Annotated in this window: 13 protein-coding genes and 1 CRISPR repeat array (1 of these 14 cut by a window edge); of the genes, 11 read left to right on the top strand and 2 right to left on the bottom strand. The window is 46.0% G+C overall.

Annotated features, from left to right (window positions below):
* Nucleotides 1-1543: a CRISPR direct-repeat array (repeat unit 28 nt; unit sequence GTTCACCGCCGCACAGGCGGCTTAGAAA) (it extends 1906 nt beyond the left edge of the window).
* A 193-nt stretch (nucleotides 1544-1736) separates the two neighbouring features.
* From prfC to deoD, 9 genes are all read left to right on the top strand, one after another.
* Nucleotides 1737-3308: a peptide chain release factor 3 gene (gene prfC, locus FW758_RS17380; RefSeq protein WP_446446045.1), complete on the top strand. Its 1572-nt coding sequence runs from the start codon at nucleotides 1737-1739 to the stop codon at nucleotides 3306-3308.
* A gap of 90 nt (nucleotides 3309-3398) precedes the next feature.
* Entirely contained in the window at nucleotides 3399-3602 is a 204-nt protein-coding gene (locus tag FW758_RS17385) for a hypothetical protein (protein ID WP_311899853.1), read from the top strand.
* Between the two features lie 10 nt (nucleotides 3603-3612).
* Nucleotides 3613-4377 carry a TatD family hydrolase gene (locus tag FW758_RS17390; protein ID WP_446446058.1) on the top strand — a complete coding sequence of 255 codons (765 nt, stop codon included), beginning with the start codon at nucleotides 3613-3615 and terminating at the stop codon, nucleotides 4375-4377.
* Between the two features lie 176 nt (nucleotides 4378-4553).
* On the top strand, nucleotides 4554-5813 hold the full coding sequence (locus FW758_RS17395) for a NupC/NupG family nucleoside CNT transporter (RefSeq protein ID WP_006086933.1): 1260 nt from the start codon (nucleotides 4554-4556) through the stop codon (nucleotides 5811-5813).
* Between the two features lie 352 nt (nucleotides 5814-6165).
* Nucleotides 6166-7074 (top strand): nucleoside-specific channel-forming Tsx family protein, encoded by a 909-nt coding sequence (locus FW758_RS17400; RefSeq protein ID WP_446446059.1) that lies wholly within the window; start codon nucleotides 6166-6168, stop codon nucleotides 7072-7074.
* A 420-nt stretch (nucleotides 7075-7494) separates the two neighbouring features.
* Complete coding sequence (deoC, locus tag FW758_RS17405) at nucleotides 7495-8265, top strand: deoxyribose-phosphate aldolase (protein WP_006086931.1); 771 nt, start codon at nucleotides 7495-7497, stop codon at nucleotides 8263-8265.
* 184 nt (nucleotides 8266-8449) lie between these two features.
* Nucleotides 8450-9781 (top strand): thymidine phosphorylase, encoded by a 1332-nt coding sequence (gene deoA / locus FW758_RS17410; RefSeq protein WP_446446046.1) that lies wholly within the window; start codon nucleotides 8450-8452, stop codon nucleotides 9779-9781.
* A 9-nt stretch (nucleotides 9782-9790) separates the two neighbouring features.
* The gene (locus FW758_RS17415) at nucleotides 9791-11005 is read left to right on the top strand and encodes a phosphopentomutase (RefSeq protein WP_106651298.1); all 1215 of its coding nucleotides are present in this window, start codon (nucleotides 9791-9793) and stop codon (nucleotides 11003-11005) included.
* A 91-nt stretch (nucleotides 11006-11096) separates the two neighbouring features.
* Nucleotides 11097-11807, top strand: coding sequence for a purine-nucleoside phosphorylase (deoD, locus tag FW758_RS17420; RefSeq protein WP_006082701.1), 711 nt, complete (start codon nucleotides 11097-11099; stop codon nucleotides 11805-11807).
* Nucleotides 11808-11996: 189 nt separating this feature from the next.
* On the opposite strand, the gene FW758_RS17425 is transcribed toward deoD, so the two are convergent.
* Entirely contained in the window at nucleotides 11997-13031 is a 1035-nt protein-coding gene (locus FW758_RS17425; protein WP_446446047.1) for a YtjB family periplasmic protein, read from the bottom strand.
* A gap of 79 nt (nucleotides 13032-13110) precedes the next feature.
* Between FW758_RS17425 and serB the strand changes: the two genes are divergently transcribed.
* A complete protein-coding gene (serB, locus tag FW758_RS17430; RefSeq protein ID WP_446446048.1) occupies nucleotides 13111-14091 on the top strand; it encodes a phosphoserine phosphatase SerB in 981 nt (326 codons plus the stop codon).
* A 128-nt stretch (nucleotides 14092-14219) separates the two neighbouring features.
* Nucleotides 14220-15215 carry an alpha/beta fold hydrolase gene (locus FW758_RS17435; protein ID WP_446446049.1) on the top strand — a complete coding sequence of 332 codons (996 nt, stop codon included), beginning with the start codon at nucleotides 14220-14222 and terminating at the stop codon, nucleotides 15213-15215.
* Here FW758_RS17435 and FW758_RS17440 read toward each other — a convergent pair.
* Nucleotides 15212-17593 carry a PilZ domain-containing protein gene (locus tag FW758_RS17440; RefSeq protein ID WP_446446050.1) on the bottom strand — a complete coding sequence of 794 codons (2382 nt, stop codon included), beginning with the start codon at nucleotides 17591-17593 and terminating at the stop codon, nucleotides 15212-15214. The genes FW758_RS17435 and FW758_RS17440 overlap by 4 nt on opposite strands.
* Nucleotides 17594-17608 lie beyond the last annotated feature (15 nt).

Below are 17608 nucleotides of genomic sequence, written 5' to 3' on the forward strand. Positions count from 1 at the left end.
TCCCCTGGCTTACGGTTCACCGCCGCACAGGCGGCTTAGAAATGCCCCCCTATCTGTGCCTACGAAGACGCCAAGTTCACCGCCGCACAGGCGGCTTAGAAAAACCAACAACGACCTCAACGCCAGTAGCCACTGTTCACCGCCGCACAGGCGGCTTAGAAAAGTTATTAAAACTTTAGTGCCTGCATAGCCATGTTCACCGCCGCACAGGCGGCTTAGAAATGTGCGCGAACACATACAAACCTCCCTTCATATGTTCACCGCCGCACAGGCGGCTTAGAAATGCTGCTTATGTTGTACTTGGTGGTACTCGTGGTTCACCGCCGCACAGGCGGCTTAGAAATTCAGCAAGAGGGATTTGAACCTGTACTGGATGTTCACCGCCGCACAGGCGGCTTAGAAAATCAGCAGGATTTCTATCCGACAACTCTGCATGTTCACCGCCGCACAGGCGGCTTAGAAATATAGAGGTTCAAATTCCTCTCGAGGAAGGTCGTTCACCGCCGCACAGGCGGCTTAGAAAATCAAGGGGATAAATCCCCTTAATAATCCCCAGTTCACCGCCGCACAGGCGGCTTAGAAAATAAGCAATTAAAAGCTTACTTAAAGCATTTTGTTCACCGCCGCACAGGCGGCTTAGAAAGCTAACAAGACTCGGAGCCCATAGCGCATTCAGTTCACCGCCGCACAGGCGGCTTAGAAAAACGGCGAGTTTAATATAATCTGTATTGTGCGGTTCACCGCCGCACAGGCGGCTTAGAAACGGCAACTGATGACCACGAGATCATGCAAAACGTTCACCGCCGCACAGGCGGCTTAGAAAAGCCGCTGCAGAGTATGACCGACTGGCAGAGTGTTCACCGCCGCACAGGCGGCTTAGAAAGCCTGAGAAAGTAAACAAACCAGCGGATTCCGGTTCACCGCCGCACAGGCGGCTTAGAAAGTATGGGGCCCCTAACTGCCCAGCGCCAGTTTGTTCACCGCCGCACAGGCGGCTTAGAAAAGAGGTATGTCACCACAGCAAGCATCGCAGACGTTCACCGCCGCACAGGCGGCTTAGAAATGTCCGCGAGCAGTATTGTCTAACATGTTATCGTTCACCGCCGCACAGGCGGCTTAGAAAATGCCGCATGACGCATAGCCACCAATTAATGTGTTCACCGCCGCACAGGCGGCTTAGAAAATTAACATCAACTTTATTGAGCAGCAGTTCACGTTCACCGCCGCACAGGCGGCTTAGAAATTGATTCAATTGCGTGCCAGAGTAGAAATCAAGTTCACCGCCGCACAGGCGGCTTAGAAAAATGGTTGGAGGCTTCATTCAATGTCTGAGTCGTTCACCGCCGCACAGGCGGCTTAGAAAAAGGAATCGTGGGATAGGGTAAAAGCTGCGTGGTTCACCGCCGCACAGGCGGCTTAGAAAAAAGACCGATATTGAACCGCTGAAAGGTGGATGTTCACCGCCGCACAGGCGGCTTAGAAATTGTCTAATAAGTTTGGCTGCTTAGCTGTATGGTTCACCGCCGCACAGGCAGCTCAGAGATTCATCAGTATGCGATTGTTCAATGCCATACAGGCTGTTCATAAAATCTATGACAAGCTGATTTTTGAGCGCGATTTTAATTGAATGATTCTGCTATACTCCGCGCCAAGATATCAAATGACAAATCATTATTTTCATTTTGTGTACAAGCATGTGTACAAACTGACTGATTAACGAGTAAGACCTAATAAATATGTCTATAGAAATCAATAAGCGACGCACTTTTGCTATTATATCGCACCCCGACGCGGGTAAAACAACCATTACCGAAAAAGTGCTGTTATTCGGAAACGCTTTGCAAAAAGCGGGAACGGTTAAAGGCAAAAAATCGGGTCAGCATGCTAAGTCTGACTGGATGGAAATGGAGAAGGACCGTGGTATTTCTATTACTACGTCTGTGATGCAGTTCCCCTATGGTGGCGCCCTCGTTAACCTACTCGACACGCCTGGTCACGAAGACTTCTCTGAAGATACCTATCGTACTCTGACCGCTGTTGACTCCTGTCTGATGGTCATCGACTCCGCTAAGGGGGTTGAAGAGCGTACCATTAAGTTGATGGAAGTGACACGTCTGCGCGATACGCCGATCGTGACTTTTATGAACAAACTCGACCGCGATATCCGTGATCCTATCGATCTGATGGATGAAGTCGAAAGCGTGCTGAATATTGCCTGCGCACCTATTACTTGGCCTATTGGCAGCGGTAAAGAATTCAAAGGTATTTACCATATACTGCGTGATGAAGTGGTCTTGTATCAAGGCAGTATGGGACACACTATTCAAGAGCGTCGTGTAATTAAAGGCATTAATAACCCTGATCTTGAGAAAGCGATTGGCAGTTACGCTGCTGATTTGCGCGATGAGATGGAATTAGTGCGCGGCGCGTCGCATGAATTTGACCATGCGGCTTTCTTGAAAGGTGAGCTGACGCCAGTGTTCTTCGGTACCGCGTTAGGTAACTTTGGTGTGGATCATATTCTTGACGGTATCGTTGAGTGGGCACCTAAGCCATTACCGCGCGAAAGCGATGCACGCGTAGTTATGCCTGAAGAAGAGAAATTCACCGGTTTCGTGTTCAAGATCCAAGCTAACATGGATCCAAAACACCGTGACCGTGTCGCCTTTATGCGTGTGTGTTCTGGTCGTTACGAGCAAGGCATGAAAATGCACCATGTGCGTATTGGTAAAGATGTTAACGTTAGCGATGCATTGACCTTTATGGCGGGCGATCGTGAGCGTGCCGAGGAAGCTTACCCTGGCGATATCATCGGTTTACATAATCATGGCACTATCCGTATTGGCGATACTTTTACCCAAGGCGAAAAATTCCGTTTCACTGGTGTGCCTAACTTCGCCCCTGAAATGTTCCGCCGTATTCGTCTGCGCGATCCGCTTAAGCAAAAGCAGCTGTTAAAAGGCTTAGTACAGTTGTCTGAAGAAGGCGCTGTGCAAGTATTCCGCCCAATCGATACTAACGATTTAATTGTTGGCGCCGTGGGTGTGTTGCAGTTTGAAGTGGTTGTTGGTCGTCTTAAGAGCGAATATAACGTTGAAGCCATTTACGAAGGCATTAGCGTTTCGACTGCTCGCTGGGTTTATTGTAAGGATGAGCGTAAGCTTGAAGAGTTCCGCCGCAAGTGTAGCCAAAACTTAGCACTCGATGGTGGTGATAACTTAACCTATATTGCGCCAACTATGGTTAACCTGAATCTTGCAATGGAAAGATATCCTGATATTGAGTTTGCGAAAACCCGCGAGCACTAATTAGGTCAGGTTCAAAATAGTGGTTGAAATGGCGGTGAATTCACCGCCTTTTTTGTATCTAATGAAATCTAAAAACGGTTTTGGATGTGAATGATGGCGAATTGGATCACAAAAACATGGCAGGTTTATATTCAGTGGTGCGACCGCATGGGGCTGACACCCGAAAATCGTCGTTGTTGTATGCCACGCCTTGAAGATCCGCCATTAGCGATAAAATGCGCTAAAACGACAGCAGCTGATGAAACGGCATTGCCGCCTGAAGCGCATTCAAACGGTCAATCGACCGCAGAGTGAGGTATTTGAAGTGATTGATACCCACGCACATCTAGATTTTGCCGAGTTTGATCTTGACCGCGATACTGTAGTGCAGCGAATGCACAGTGTTGGGGTTAATAATCTGATTATTCCTGGCATGTCCCCGCAGCACTGGCACAAACAGCTCGCTGTTGCCGCACAATATCAAACCTATTTTGCCCTTGGCATCCATCCTTGGTTTTGCCCAGAGAATGTTGATGCAGGAATCTTAGCATTAACATCTAAAGTTGCCGCGTTGCTCGAATGTCCTCGTTTTGTTGCTATTGGTGAATGTGGCTTAGATAAACTTTACTCCGCTACTTGGCCGCAGCAGTTAGCGTTTTTTGAGGCGCAATTGACGTTAGCTAAATCCGTTAATCTGCCGGTGATTATTCATAGTGTTAAAGCGCATTCCGAGGTTTTGGCCTGTTTAAAAAAGTATCAATTGCCTAGAGGCGGTGTGATACATGCTTTTTCTGGCAGTGTTGAGATAGCACAGGAATATATTAAGTTAGGTTTTAAGTTGGGAATTGGTGGTTTGATTATGAATCCCAATGCCAAAAAATTACTCAAAACAGTCACTGAACTCCCACTCGAGCACCTCATACTTGAGACTGATTCTCCGGCAATGACGCCGATAAATGTTACTGAAAAACGTAACCAACCCGCTAACCTTGTTCTTTTTATAGACAAAATCGCTACTTTGCAAAAAAAATCAAGTGTTCTAATATCAGAACACTTGATGTCGAATGCTATGCAACTGTTTGACCTTTAGTTGTTTTTAAATAAACAGGTGTAGGTCGCACTAGCATTCTCCACTAAGCGATTGAAATTAAACTCCAAAAATATGATCAAAACGACGATTTTCGACTTGGGCTCGGGTATAATCTGACTCGGAAATAGGTTGATTAACAACATAATTAAAAAGTGTTAACAATAGGGTGATGGTTAATGAATATATTGATGAGTTTAGTAGGGGTGGTCACCCTACTTGCGATAGGTTTCCTCCTATCGAATAACAAAAAAGCAATTAATTTACGTACAGTGGGTGGCGCTTTAGCTATCCAGGCCGCTTTCGGTGGTTTTGTACTGTACGTTCCTGTTGGTAAAGACATTCTGAAAGGTATGTCTGATGCAGTTTCTAGCGTTATTGGTTACGCACAAAACGGTATCGGTTTCCTGTTCGGTGATTTAGCTAACTTTAAACTTGGCTTCATCTTCGCAGTTAACGTGTTACCCGTTATTGTGTTCTTCTCTTCATTGATTGCTGTGCTGTATTACTTAGGCATCATGCAGTGGGTTATCCGTATTATCGGTGGCGCGCTACAAAAAGCATTAGGTACAAGCCGTACAGAATCAATGTCAGCAACAGCTAACATTTTCGTGGGTCAAACTGAAGCGCCATTAGTGGTTCGTCCATTCATTCCAACTATGACGCAGTCTGAATTGTTTGCGATCATGGTGGGTGGTTTGGCGTCAATCGCGGGTTCAGTTTTGGCTGGTTACGCGCAGATGGGTGTACCTATCGAGTACTTAGTTGCCGCATCATTCATGGCAGCACCAGGTGGTCTATTAATGGCTAAACTGATGCACCCTGAAACTGAAGTTGCTAAGAATGACATGAGCGATTTGCCAGAAGATCCTGACAAACCAGCTAACGTGTTAGACGCAGCTGCAGCAGGTGCTTCATCTGGTATGCACTTAGCACTAAACGTAGGTGCTATGCTGTTAGCCTTCGTTGGTTTGATCGCTATGATCAACGGTATCATTGGTGGTATCGGTGGTTGGGTGGGCATGCCTCAGTTAACACTTGAGCTGATCCTTGGCTATGTGTTCATGCCGTTAGCATTCCTTATCGGTGTGCCTTGGAATGAAGCATTAGTAGCTGGTTCTTTCATCGGTCAAAAGATCGTAGTTAACGAGTTTGTTGCTTACTTAAACTTTGCTCCATACCTGAAAGACATCGCTGATGGCGGTATGGTAGTAGCTGAAACGGGTCTAGCAATGACTGACAGAACCAAAGCGATTATCTCCTTTGCTCTGTGTGGTTTCGCTAACTTGTCTTCAATCGCGATTCTGCTTGGTGGTTTAGGTGCTATGGCTCCAACTCGTCGCCATGACTTAGCTACAATGGGTATTCGTGCGGTTATCGCCGGCTCTTTAGCTAACTTAATGAGTGCGACACTTGCTGGTCTGTTCTTAGCTATGTAAGTTAATGAGCGGCAGTCGGGGGAAACCCCACTAACTAGGTCCTGACCATGCAGGGCGGGACCTAAGTTAATTCAACCATTTTCCAGTAGTGATTCCTGTAGTGAATAGTTTCTCCAATTGAAAAACACAGAATGCAACTGAGATGTAGCTGTCATTCTGTCTTTAATGTCGTAGTTCTACGGTTAAGTTAATTAATCGTAATGCAGAAGTCGCGACTTTGTTCACAATTAAGAATTTTGTGTTTGTGATTTTACGCTAGATTATTGAGATTTTTTTTAATCTAGGTAGAATGCGAGCGCCACAAAAAGAACGCTACCCTCGATGGTAGCAAACAAGATAAATGGGGTTGATGATGAAAAACGTTAAAACTTTAGCTTTAGCCGCTACTGCTGTAGCTGCAATCTCTGGCAACGCATTTGCCGCTGACCGTTCTGATATCTACGCAACAGATTACAAGTGGATGCAGTTCAACGCCATGTATGCAATTGATGAACACCCAATTGCTCCAGGTGCCGATGCAGAACATAACTACCTTGAAATGGAGTTTGGTGGCCGTAAAGGCGTTATTGACCTATATGGTTATGTTGATGTATTCAACTTAGCAAACAGCGGTTCTGGCGACAAAGTTGCTGGTGCAAGCAAAATGTTCATGAAATTTGCTCCACGTTTTTCACTGGATGCAATCACAGGATTAGATCTTTCAGTGGGTCCAATTCAAGAAGTGTACTTCTCTACTCTATTTAACTGGGGTGGTGGTGCAATTAAAGGTCAAAGCATTTCTTTTGATGTCGAGGATCATCCTGGTCCACAAAAAATCAATAACGCAGGCGATGTAAACATGTCGTTCTGGGGTATTGGTGCTGACGTTATGGTACCTTGGTTAGGTAAAACTGGCATGAACTTATATGCCACTTACGATATCAATGCTAAGGATTGGAATGGTTACCAGTTCTCTGCTAACTGGTTCAAACCTTTCTACTTCTTTGATAACAAGAGCTTCCTATCATTCCAAGGCTATGTTGATTATCAATTTGGCGCTGATGAAGTAAATGCCTATGATACAAATGGTGTTTATCAGAATACGACTTTCACTACTAACGGTGGCAACGTGTTCTTTGGCCTATACTGGCATTCAGATAACTATGCTCTAGGTTATGGTCTGAAAGGCTTTAAAGATGTTTACCTGCTTAAAGACGGTGGCACTTATGGTCTCGACACTACTGGCTGGGCACATTACTTCACAGCTACTTACAAGTTCTAATTTCTTGTAATACTAGTGCTTGTTGGAGCCGCATTATGCGGCTCCATCTTTGTTTTGCCATGAGTCTTTATCTCAGCCTATTAGGCTAACAAGTGGGTTTATATAAAGGTTTGTGTTTTTCTCGCGCTAAAATGGATTTTTCGCGGAAAAGTAGGAGCAAGATTTTATTCGTATCCTCTCTTCCGGTCTTCAAGGATTCAAGTCGTGGTCACTTATAAGTTATTTTAAGTGTCAGGATGCCTATTGCTCTTTATGACTTAGGCAAGATTGAATACCTACAACAAGGTAGTTTGTATAAGCAAATTACTCGGCACCGCCTGAAGGCCCGGCCATAAAAATAATCAAAATAATGCCACCTCTTAAGCGTTGCTTTTATGCGACTGATTTCTATTCATTTAATTTTTATTTTGGAGAGCTATTATGACTGATTTAAAAAAAGCAGCACAACGCGCCATCGAGTTAATGGACTTAACGACTTTGAATGATGATGACACAGATCAAAAAGTGATCGACCTGTGCCACAAAGCGAAAACGGCTGCGGGCAATACTGCCGCTATCTGCATTTACCCACGTTTCATCCCAATTGCACGTAAGACACTCGATGAAATCGGTGCTGAAGATATCCAAATCGCCACTGTGACTAACTTCCCCCATGGCAACGATGACATTGCCATTGCTGTACTCGAAACCCGCGCTGCCGTTGCCTATGGTGCCGACGAAGTTGACGTGGTATTCCCATACCGTGCGCTGATGGAAGGCAATGAAACGATTGGTTTTGAATTAGTTAAAGCCTGTAAAGAAGCCTGTGGTGAAGTCTTGTTAAAAGTCATCATCGAATCTGGCGTGTTAGCTGATCCTGCGCTTATCCGCCGTGCATCTGAGCTTTCAATCGATGCGGGTGCTGACTTTATCAAAACTTCTACGGGTAAAGTGCCTGTAAACGCCACACTCGAAGCGGCTGAGATCATGTTAACTGTGATCAGCGAAAAGAATACCCAAGTAGGCTTCAAGCCTGCCGGTGGTGTGCGTGATGCTGCACAAGCGGCTGAGTTCCTCGGAGTTGCTGAGCGTATTTTAGGGGCTGACTGGGTTTCACCGCGTACCTTTAGATTTGGTGCTTCAAGCTTATTAAACAGCTTGCTGCACACACTAGAACTGGCTGATGCGCCTAAGCCAACTCAAGGCTATTAATCGAAAACTATCGCTGATTAATACTATCAGCGTATAGCGAGCCTAATTAAGTGTGACCTAAATCTATTTGGCAAACTCAAAACTTCGATAGTATGAACTTGTAATATTGCTACAGTTTTGATGTTTCATTGCAAAGATAAGCACTAGCGACAGGGTTGTTAGTGTCTATCTTGGAGGCAGTATCATGTTTCTAGCTCAAGAGATTATTCGTAAAAAACGTAATGGTTTAGCGCTAAGTTCCGAAGAAATACAGTTCTTTGTTCAAGGTATCACCACCAACTCCGTATCTGAAGGTCAGATCGCCGCATTAGGTATGGCGGTGTATTTTAATGACATGAATATGGATGAAAGAATCGCTTTAACGACAGCAATGCGTGATTCTGGCACTGTGCTTAATTGGCAATCATTGGGACTCAACGGTCCTGTCATCGACAAACACAGCACTGGCGGTGTGGGCGATGTGATTAGCCTCATGCTCGGCCCTATGGCTGCGGCGTGTGGCGGTTATGTGCCTATGATTTCTGGGCGCGGCCTAGGTCATACTGGCGGCACGCTCGATAAGTTTGATGCCATTCCGGGTTACCAAACTGAGCCTTCAAGTGAATTGTTCCGCAAAGTGGTTAAAGAAGTCGGGGTGGCGATTATTGGCCAAACGGGCGATCTCGTCCCTGCCGATAAACGCTTCTATTCTATTCGCGATAATACCGCCACCGTTGAATCCATTTCCCTCATCACAGCATCGATCCTGTCTAAGAAATTAGCCTGTAATTTAGATGCGTTGGCGATGGACGTGAAAGTCGGTAGCGGCGCTTTTATGCCAACCTATGAGGCATCGGAAGAATTAGCTCGCAGTATTGCCGCTGTTGCAAATGGCGCGGGTACTAAAACGACGGCTTTGCTTACCGATATGAATCAAGTGCTTGCATCTTGTGCAGGTAATGCGGTTGAAGTGAAAGAAGCCATCGACTTTTTAACGGGGGCTTACCGTAACCCGCGTTTATATGAAGTCACTATGGGTCTTTGTGCTGAGATGCTGCTTCTAGGCGGTCTTGCAAGCAATGAAGCCGATGCTCGCGCTAAACTGAATCGTGTACTCGACAATGGTCGCGCTGCAGAACTCTTTGGCAAGATGGTGTCGGGTCTTGGTGGTCCGGTCGATTTTGTTGAAAACTACAGTAAATACCTACCGCAATCGCAAATTATTCGCCCGGTTTTTGCCGATATGCAAGGTTATGCCTACAGCATGGATACCCGTGAGTTAGGTTTAGCGGTTGTGACCTTAGGTGGCGGCCGCCGTAAGCCCGGTGATGCACTAGACTATAGTGTTGGCTTAACCCAAGTGTGTGCCCTAGGCGATAAAGTGGATTCATCTACGCCGATTGCCGTTATCCATGCACAGTCTGAAGCCGCGTTCGCTGAAGCGGAACTTGCGGTGAAAAAAGCGATTCACATTGGTGAAACTGCTCCAGAAAAAACACCTGAGATCTATGCCTATATTCGTGCAGCGGATCTTTAAGGAAGAATTATGAAACGTACCATTATTATGATGTTGGACTCTTTTGGAGTCGGTGCTTCTGCAGATGCAGCAAGCTTTGGTGATGTCGGTTCCGATACTTTTGGTCATATTGCTAAAGCATGCGCCGAAGGCAAAGCTGATATTGGCCGTGAAGGTCCGCTGAAATTACCTAACTTAGCGCGCTTAGGTTTGGGTCATGCGGCGATGGAAAGCACGGGCGCCTTTGCCCCAGGTTTTGGCGATAATGTTGAGCTGATTGGTGCTTATGGTCATGCGCAAGAGTTAAGTTCGGGTAAAGATACGCCGAGCGGTCACTGGGAGATGGCGGGCGTACCCGTACTATTCGAGTGGGGTTATTTCAGCGAACACCAAAATTCTTTCCCTAAAGAACTGACGGATAAGATTTTAGCCCGTGCGGGTCTGGACGGTTTCTTAGGTAATTGTCATGCTTCTGGCACAACTATTTTAGAAGAGTTAGGCGAAGAGCACATGCGTTCTGGCATGCCTATTTTCTATACCTCAGCCGATTCTGTGTTCCAAATCGCCTGCCACGAAGAAACCTTCGGTTTAGAAAATCTCTATCGTCTTTGCGAGATAACCCGTGAAGAGTTAGAGCCTTACAACATAGGTCGTGTCATTGCCCGTCCATTTGATGGTACTGGCCCAAGTGACTTTGCCCGTACCGGCAATCGTAAGGATTATTCACTAGAGCCACCGGCAAAAACCGTATTAGACAAGCTGAAAGAAGCGGGCGGTGAAGTCGTGAGTGTGGGCAAGATTGCAGATATTTATGCTTACTGCGGTATCACTAAAAAAGTGAAGGCAAACGGTTTAGAAGCGCTTTTCGATGCGACCTTAGCCGAAGTGAAATCAGCGGGCGATAACACTATAGTGTTTACTAACTTCGTGGATTTCGACTCGCACTACGGTCATCGCCGTGATGTGGCAGGTTATGCCAAAGGGTTAGAATATTTCGATGCCCGTTTACCTGAAATGCTCGCATTATTGGGTGAAGATGATCTGCTGATTTTAACCGCGGATCACGGTTGCGACCCAACATGGCAAGGCACAGATCATACCCGTGAATATGTGCCAGTATTAGCTTTTGGCGCTGGATTGAAAGCCGGTTCTCTGGGGCGCCGTAATAGCTTTGCCGATATCGGCCAATCTATTGCAAGCCACTTTAAGCTTGAACCTATGGCCTATGGCGAATCGTTCCTTTAGGCAAATTAGCATTTATTTCGATTTGGCGGCTGACATTTGCCGCCAGTAAACAAAGACTTAAGTCTTAATAAAATAAACAGGGGTTATTTCGATGGCAACACCACACATTAATGCTGTAGAGGGCGCATTCGCTGAGACAATGCTGTTTCCAGGCGATCCATTACGTGCAAAATATATTGCTGAAACATTCTTAGAAAATGTTGAGCAAGTGACTGATGTTCGAAACATGCTAGGTTTTACTGGTACTTACAAAGGTAAGCGTATTTCAGTTATGGGTTCTGGCATGGGTATTCCTTCATGCTCTATCTATGCAACTGAATTAATTCGTGATTACGGCGTTAAAAACCTAATCCGTGTGGGTACTTGTGGTGCGATCAGCACTGACGTTAAAGTACGTGACGTGATCATTGGTATGGGTGCATGTACTGACTCAGCGGTTAACCGTTTACGTTTCAAAGGCCAAGATTTCGCCGCTATCGCTAACTATGAGCTGATGAATGCGGTTATCGAGTCTGCGAAAGTTCGTGGTACTAAAATTCGCGTAGGTAACATTTTCTCTGCGGACCTGTTCTACACTCCTGATCCACAAATGTTTGACGTGATGGAGAAGATGGGCGTATTAGGCGTAGAAATGGAAGCGGCTGGTTTGTACGGCGTTGCCCATGAGTTTGGTGCACGTGCCCTGTGCGTTGTGACTGTATCTGATCATATCCGCACCGGTGAAAAGACTTCTGCAGAAGAACGTCAAACCACATTCAATGACATGATCATCATGACATTAGAAGCGGCGATTACACTGTAACTGTATAAGAGTGTGCTACTGAAAAAAGGGTTCGCATTGCGGACCCTTTTTTATGCCAATTCTTAGCGGCTTTTCTATTCGACTTTGTTATTTATGGCTTGGTTATTAGAAACTGGTTGTTTATGACTTATCAAGAACCTAGCTATCAATAGATGAGTTGTCCTATCTTCCTCTCTATTGAGATAGAGATTAACCGGTTGAATCTGTGTCGAGATCGCTTGACTCGCTGGGTGTTTTTGGCGTCGAGGTTTCGGTCGTAACGGCTGTTGCTTTAGCCGCGTGTTTTACCTGACGGACACTTTTAACCTTAGGTTTAACCTTTACAGGTGCCGCTTGTTCCGCATCGTTTGCCGCGTTTTCAACTGCTGTATTATCCTGTAATTCCAATGATTTTTCTGACGTTTTTTCGGCCTTAGTTTGCACGCTGGTCTGAGTGAGCTTATCGACACTTGTCTCTGTTACTGCTTTTGGCGCCTTAGTGGATTTAGCCGCTTTCTCTTGTGGATGATCAGTGGTCGACACAGGTTGATCTTCGGTTAGCACTTGCGCTGATCCATCACTCGCACTTTCAGATGGCTCTTCAGCTGAGGATTCTTTCTTAGATTTTTTCGGCGATTGACGCAATTTAACCCGAAAGCGGCGGCGGTCAAAATCGGCGCGTTTGAAAGACAAAGAGCGTGAAAGCAACATACCAATCAAGCCTGCAACCAGCAGCATGATTTGTTGTTGCTCCATGTTTAAATTATGGGCTTCTTTGATTTCGTTGAAAAATAACTTGGTATCAAGCCTGACTTCGACATAACCTAGATTTTTCCCTTCTTGGATCACGGGCTCTACATAGGGAGGATATTTGCTTAGCAGCAAATTCATTTCTTCCGAGTCAGGATCAACTACATCCTTAGTGATACTTTGGGCGAAAGATAACCGCATGCCTTGGTCGCTGAAGATAGCCGCAGACATCACCTTAGGATCTTCCACTAAAGCACTGGCGAGCCATTGCAACTGCTCATCATTTTGCAGTTGTAGCGCGGGCGCTGCACCATAAGCGGTTTGCTGTACCAGTAATCTGGCCATCTTTTGAGTTTGGGACTTTAGAAGCAGCTGACCTTGTAGTAGGCTTGTCTGCCACAATTGTACTAAGCCGAATATCAAGGCGAAGGCGGCGGCAATTTGGATCAGTCTACTGATTTTATGGCTTTTCTTTAGCCCTTTAAGATATAACACTTTGACCCTTAAAATGTAGAGCGCTTGCCTAATCATAATTGATTCTGAGTGAGCCCGATAGTTGGAGAATTTAAGTCCGATGGAAAGCTTGAACCAAGATGCGCTTTTTTTGTGGTTAGTCTCTGACCATTCCCCAAGGTTTGAACGCCAAGGGCAAGTGTTTGAACGTTATCAAGAGTCAGCAAACCCCGCTGGTGTTTCGCGTTTGCGGGTTATCTATCAAGATACGTTAGCGCAGGCAGCGATATCGGCTTGGATTGCGGCATTGCCTTCGTCTGACGTTATCGGTATTGCCCATATCAAACGCCAAGTTGGCTTACATTGCATCGAGTTGGCGCTGGTGAATATGCCTTCTCAGACACAGTTAGCGGCATTTCCTCAGTCTTTGGCTGAACTGCATGTGCTCCATGTTGATTTGCCTCGCTTGCATCATCCCGGCTTATTAGTGATGGACATGGATTCTACGGCGATTCAGATTGAATGCATTGATGAATTAGCGGCCATGGCGGGTGTTGGCGAGCGCGTGGCGGCGATTACTGAACGTGCTATGCTAGGCGAACTGGATTTTGAACAGAGTCTGCGTCAGCGCGTGGCACAGCTTAAGGGCGCTGACGCCAGTATTATCAAGACCTTGTGCGATAACTTGCCTTTAATGCCAGGGCTTGAGCCCATGCTTTTGGAGCTTAAATCCCATGGCTGGCGCTTAGTGGTGGCATCCGGCGGTTTTACCCCTTTTGTGGGCCATTTAAAGCAGCTGCTAAGCTTAGATGCGGCCTTTGCTAATGAGTTAGTCATCACTGATGGCAAACTCGCGGGTGAAGTGACGGGTAAAGTGGTGGATGCGCAGTTTAAGGCGGATGTGGTTGATCGTTGCAGTGAGCAGTGGGACATTCCAAAAGGCCAAAGAGTTGCTATCGGTGATGGCGCGAATGATATCCCTATGGTGATGGCGGCGGATTTTGGTATCGCTTTCCATGCCAAACCTAAGCTGGTAGCCGCGGCGGATGCGAATATTCGCCATCTTGACCTGCGCGTTTTACCTTATCTGTTGCAAATCTAGGCTATTCATTTATTTGAAGTTTGAGTCGAGATGAAAGTCTAAGTAAAGACGGAATTAGAGTAATGACTCTTGTCTTTTATCGATGAACTGGTAGTTTAGGGAGATTGATAAACTACCAGTGACTTATTTTGACTCAGCTCGCCCAAGGCGCAACATCACCCATTTCACAGTCCTCAATCTACCTGCCGTACCGCGATGGACAGCTGCATCTACGGCAGTTATTACCGTCGGTGCCTGATTTTTCTAAAACGCCTATTCTCATGCTCCACGGTGCTATGTCTAATGGTCGGGTGTTCTATAGCCAAAGTGGCCGTGGCCTAGGTTGTTTTTTGGCTAAGGCGGGATTTGTGGTGTATGTGTTGGATACCGCTGGCAGAGGGCTCAGTTTGCCGAAAATCGATCGTGATTTTACCTTAGGGCAAGGTGAAGTGATCCGCGAGCAATTACCTTTAGTGCAGCAGGCCATTCTCGATTTACATCAAAAAGCCTGTCAAGAACAGACAGCTCAATATGCTCGCAAAGCCGTGGCGCCTTCGCAGGTGCATTGGTGCGCCCATTCATGGGGCGGGGTATTAATGGCGAGCAGTCTGGTCCGTTATCCTGAGTTACAACAAAGCGTTCGTTCGTTACTCACGTTCGGTAGCAAGCGGACGATTCGGGTTAAGTCCTTCAAAAAGTGGTTGATGGTCGATGTCTTTTGGAACCGTCTAGCGCCAGGCTTAGCGATGGGCCAAGGTTATCTTGCTGCCGATAAGCTGCGCATCGGTATGGATAATGAGAGCCGCGCCTCGTTAGTTCAAAGTATCGATTGGGTGCGGGGTGATTGGATTGATCACGACGATAGATTTGATTATGCGAAAGCGGCAAAGCGCGCTCATTGGCCACCGGCTTGGTTTATCTCAGGACAGAGCGATACTGTGCTGGGGCATCCCGAAGATGTGGCGGATATGGTCGCAGAGTGTGGCTTTAAACGAGTTAAATCAACGCTTCTTTCTAAGGAGAATGGCTTTAAGCATGACTATGGTCATGCCGATATGCTGACGCATTTAGATGCCACCAGCGATCATTTTCCCAAAATTAGTGATTGGTATTTAAGTTTTGATTTGGCGGTGTTAAATGGTTAAGACTGTTTTTTGTGGAGCGCAGGGTATCTTAGTTCAACCTCTTGGGTGATATCCAAGAGTTCACCGACACCTATCACTCGCCATAGTTGTTCTTCTAACTGTTTGGCTTTATGGTTTGCATGAATATTAATGTATTCCAACTCGCGGCGCAGGTAACTCATATCTGGCTTCTCTGTCGCGCCACGGTAAATGCGTAGGGCGAGGAATCGGCCTACTGCTTTGCTCTGATTGATAAAGGTTATCTGAGCATCAACTTCACCGACTTCCGTGGCGGGAGTACACTTTAAAAAGATTTTGCCACGTGATTGACGGATCAATTGAACAAACACTTCAATAAAATCCATATCTTGCTGGGGTTTCATTTGGCGAATAGGTTCGAGAATATCCCGTTTAAAGAAACCGTCTTTTAGCAGCGGCGCTAAATTATATTGCAGAGTATCTGAGGTGCCCGCAGCAAAAATATCGTTGATCTCATCTTGTCGCGTGCCGACGCCTAAACACGCGACTTGGGCCGATTTTGTCGTTTTTTCAACAAAGTAGGGCACAGAATGCAGATCATGCATCAAAATGTTTTTTAAACCATCTGCAAGTTCATTCGCTTCACTATTGTTCTCAGTCAGTTGTTCTAACTTTTCCTTATTATGGGCAATCAGTTTATTTAAAAACTCGACCCCCACATGGGGTGTATGGCCCATGACTGCGGTTAAATGCAGTGTTACACCATTCTTACGGGTGCGCACTAAACGGTAAGGGAGATTATCTAACTGTGTTTTCCCCGCAATGGTTTGTAGTTTAGGGAAGCTTAACAGTAGCGGTTTATTCGATGAGAACTCTGTCGGATTGTCTAAGGTTAATTGCATGCCACGGCTAGAAATATCTAAAGTAATGCCCGTGGCTTTTAGCTTGTCTTGCGTCACGTTGACTAAGGTTTTAAAGGCGAAACGAGCCTCTTGGCGTCGCTCGCTAAACTGCATGGAAACTAACTTAATTTGATTGGCGGTTAATCGTTGTTGACCAAAGGTTTTAAGGGCATTGGCATTACTGTTGTCTTGCCAGGCTTTGTAATGCCCTCTGGCATCTTCATTGCTGATATCGATGAGCTGCAGTAAATGACTAAACTGCGATAACTGCTGTTCGACCAGTGGGCTGAATTTAGCCTCATCGCCCGGCAGGGTTGCGCGGCGATAGCCCTTATCATGATAAATTTTATCTTGGGTAACTTTAAAGATCCGCCAGCTAGGTTTGGTCGATGCAAAGCCAAGGAATAAAGGCATCATGCCCTTAGCTTTAAGCTCCGCTAAGGTGGCAGAGTAAAAATATAAGCAGCCTTGGGCATTATAGGTAAAGCTAAAAAATAGCCCGTGGTCGGGATTTTCTGGATGACTCAGCAATGCCGATACTCGACTTGGCGTCAACATGGCTGGTAACTGGCTGACATCATTCTCATCTTGAAAATAATGCACTATCTGTTGGTTGTCACGGCTGAGTAGCATGTGACTCAAACCTTGGGTTAGAGTATTGAAATACAAAGGTAAGTGAGGCAGGTGGGGTAAATAATGGCGTTCAAATCCGAGTCCTGTTGCACTCACTATCACATCATTGACATCTACCTTGTAACGCAGTTTATAGCCGCGGATTAAATTGCCGAGCATTTCACTTAAGGCTTCGCTGCCACCAAGGCGTTTGAGTCTTAGCCAAATATATTCGCCATTGGTTTGGCTATCGACAATCTGATAATCCACTCCTAGCTGGAGATCTGGATAGTAAAACTCTTCACTGAGTTCCAGTAACTTAACTTTGAGTGGTTGGTCGAGATCGAAGGGATGATTGGCTGCAAGACGAATACGGGCGCCGCCGATAGATAAATCTGCCGTGATCCCTGGCACTTCACCGCGACCCGTTTGTGATGCCGCAATGCGAATACTGTAATTCATCCGTTCTTCGGCGCGGTTGAAATAGCTGCCTAATACCACGCCGGGCACCATAAAAGGTTCTGGTTCGGCGGCTTCAACTTGAGTCACACCTTGACGTAATTTTACCCGACGCTGTTGGTGAGCATTGAGCACATACTCATACACACCTAAGGTATATTGGTTGCGAAACAGTGACATGGCCTCATGCATACTGTTTTTAGCGGGCTCGTCTAAAAAATGTCGCTGTTGGCCTAACATGACTTCAGTACAAGCAAGCTCAGATTTATCCCTGAGATCGATAATTCGAGTGCAAGGCGAAGCCAAACGACTCAATTCCATTTTCACAAGAAAACGGGTCGAATTGGTTTCATCTATCGTCAGCTGCTGGAAAATCTCTTGGAAGTTAGGTTCCATGAGTAACGGCTTGAGCTGTTCGATGAGTGCACTATGGTTATCTAAACTCATGTAGGGTTCTTTTTA

This window comes from Shewanella sp. 1180_01 (assembly GCF_052850535.1).

What these genes read in the sequence shown, in the direction of transcription:
- FW758_RS17440 (WP_446446050.1), bottom strand. Translation starts at nt 17,593, where the DNA reads ATGAGTTTAGATAACCATAGTGCACTCATCGAACAGCTCAAGCCGTTA.
- FW758_RS17385 (WP_311899853.1), top strand. Translation starts at nt 3,399, where the DNA reads ATGATGGCGAATTGGATCACAAAAACATGGCAGGTTTATATTCAGTGG.
- prfC (WP_446446045.1), top strand. Translation starts at nt 1,737, where the DNA reads ATGTCTATAGAAATCAATAAGCGACGCACTTTTGCTATTATATCGCAC.
- FW758_RS17395 (WP_006086933.1), top strand. Translation starts at nt 4,554, where the DNA reads ATGAATATATTGATGAGTTTAGTAGGGGTGGTCACCCTACTTGCGATA.
- serB (WP_446446048.1), top strand. Translation starts at nt 13,111, where the DNA reads ATGGAAAGCTTGAACCAAGATGCGCTTTTTTTGTGGTTAGTCTCTGAC.
- FW758_RS17415 (WP_106651298.1), top strand. Translation starts at nt 9,791, where the DNA reads ATGAAACGTACCATTATTATGATGTTGGACTCTTTTGGAGTCGGTGCT.
- deoC (WP_006086931.1), top strand. Translation starts at nt 7,495, where the DNA reads ATGACTGATTTAAAAAAAGCAGCACAACGCGCCATCGAGTTAATGGAC.
- FW758_RS17400 (WP_446446059.1), top strand. Translation starts at nt 6,166, where the DNA reads ATGAAAAACGTTAAAACTTTAGCTTTAGCCGCTACTGCTGTAGCTGCA.
- deoD (WP_006082701.1), top strand. Translation starts at nt 11,097, where the DNA reads ATGGCAACACCACACATTAATGCTGTAGAGGGCGCATTCGCTGAGACA.
- deoA (WP_446446046.1), top strand. Translation starts at nt 8,450, where the DNA reads ATGTTTCTAGCTCAAGAGATTATTCGTAAAAAACGTAATGGTTTAGCG.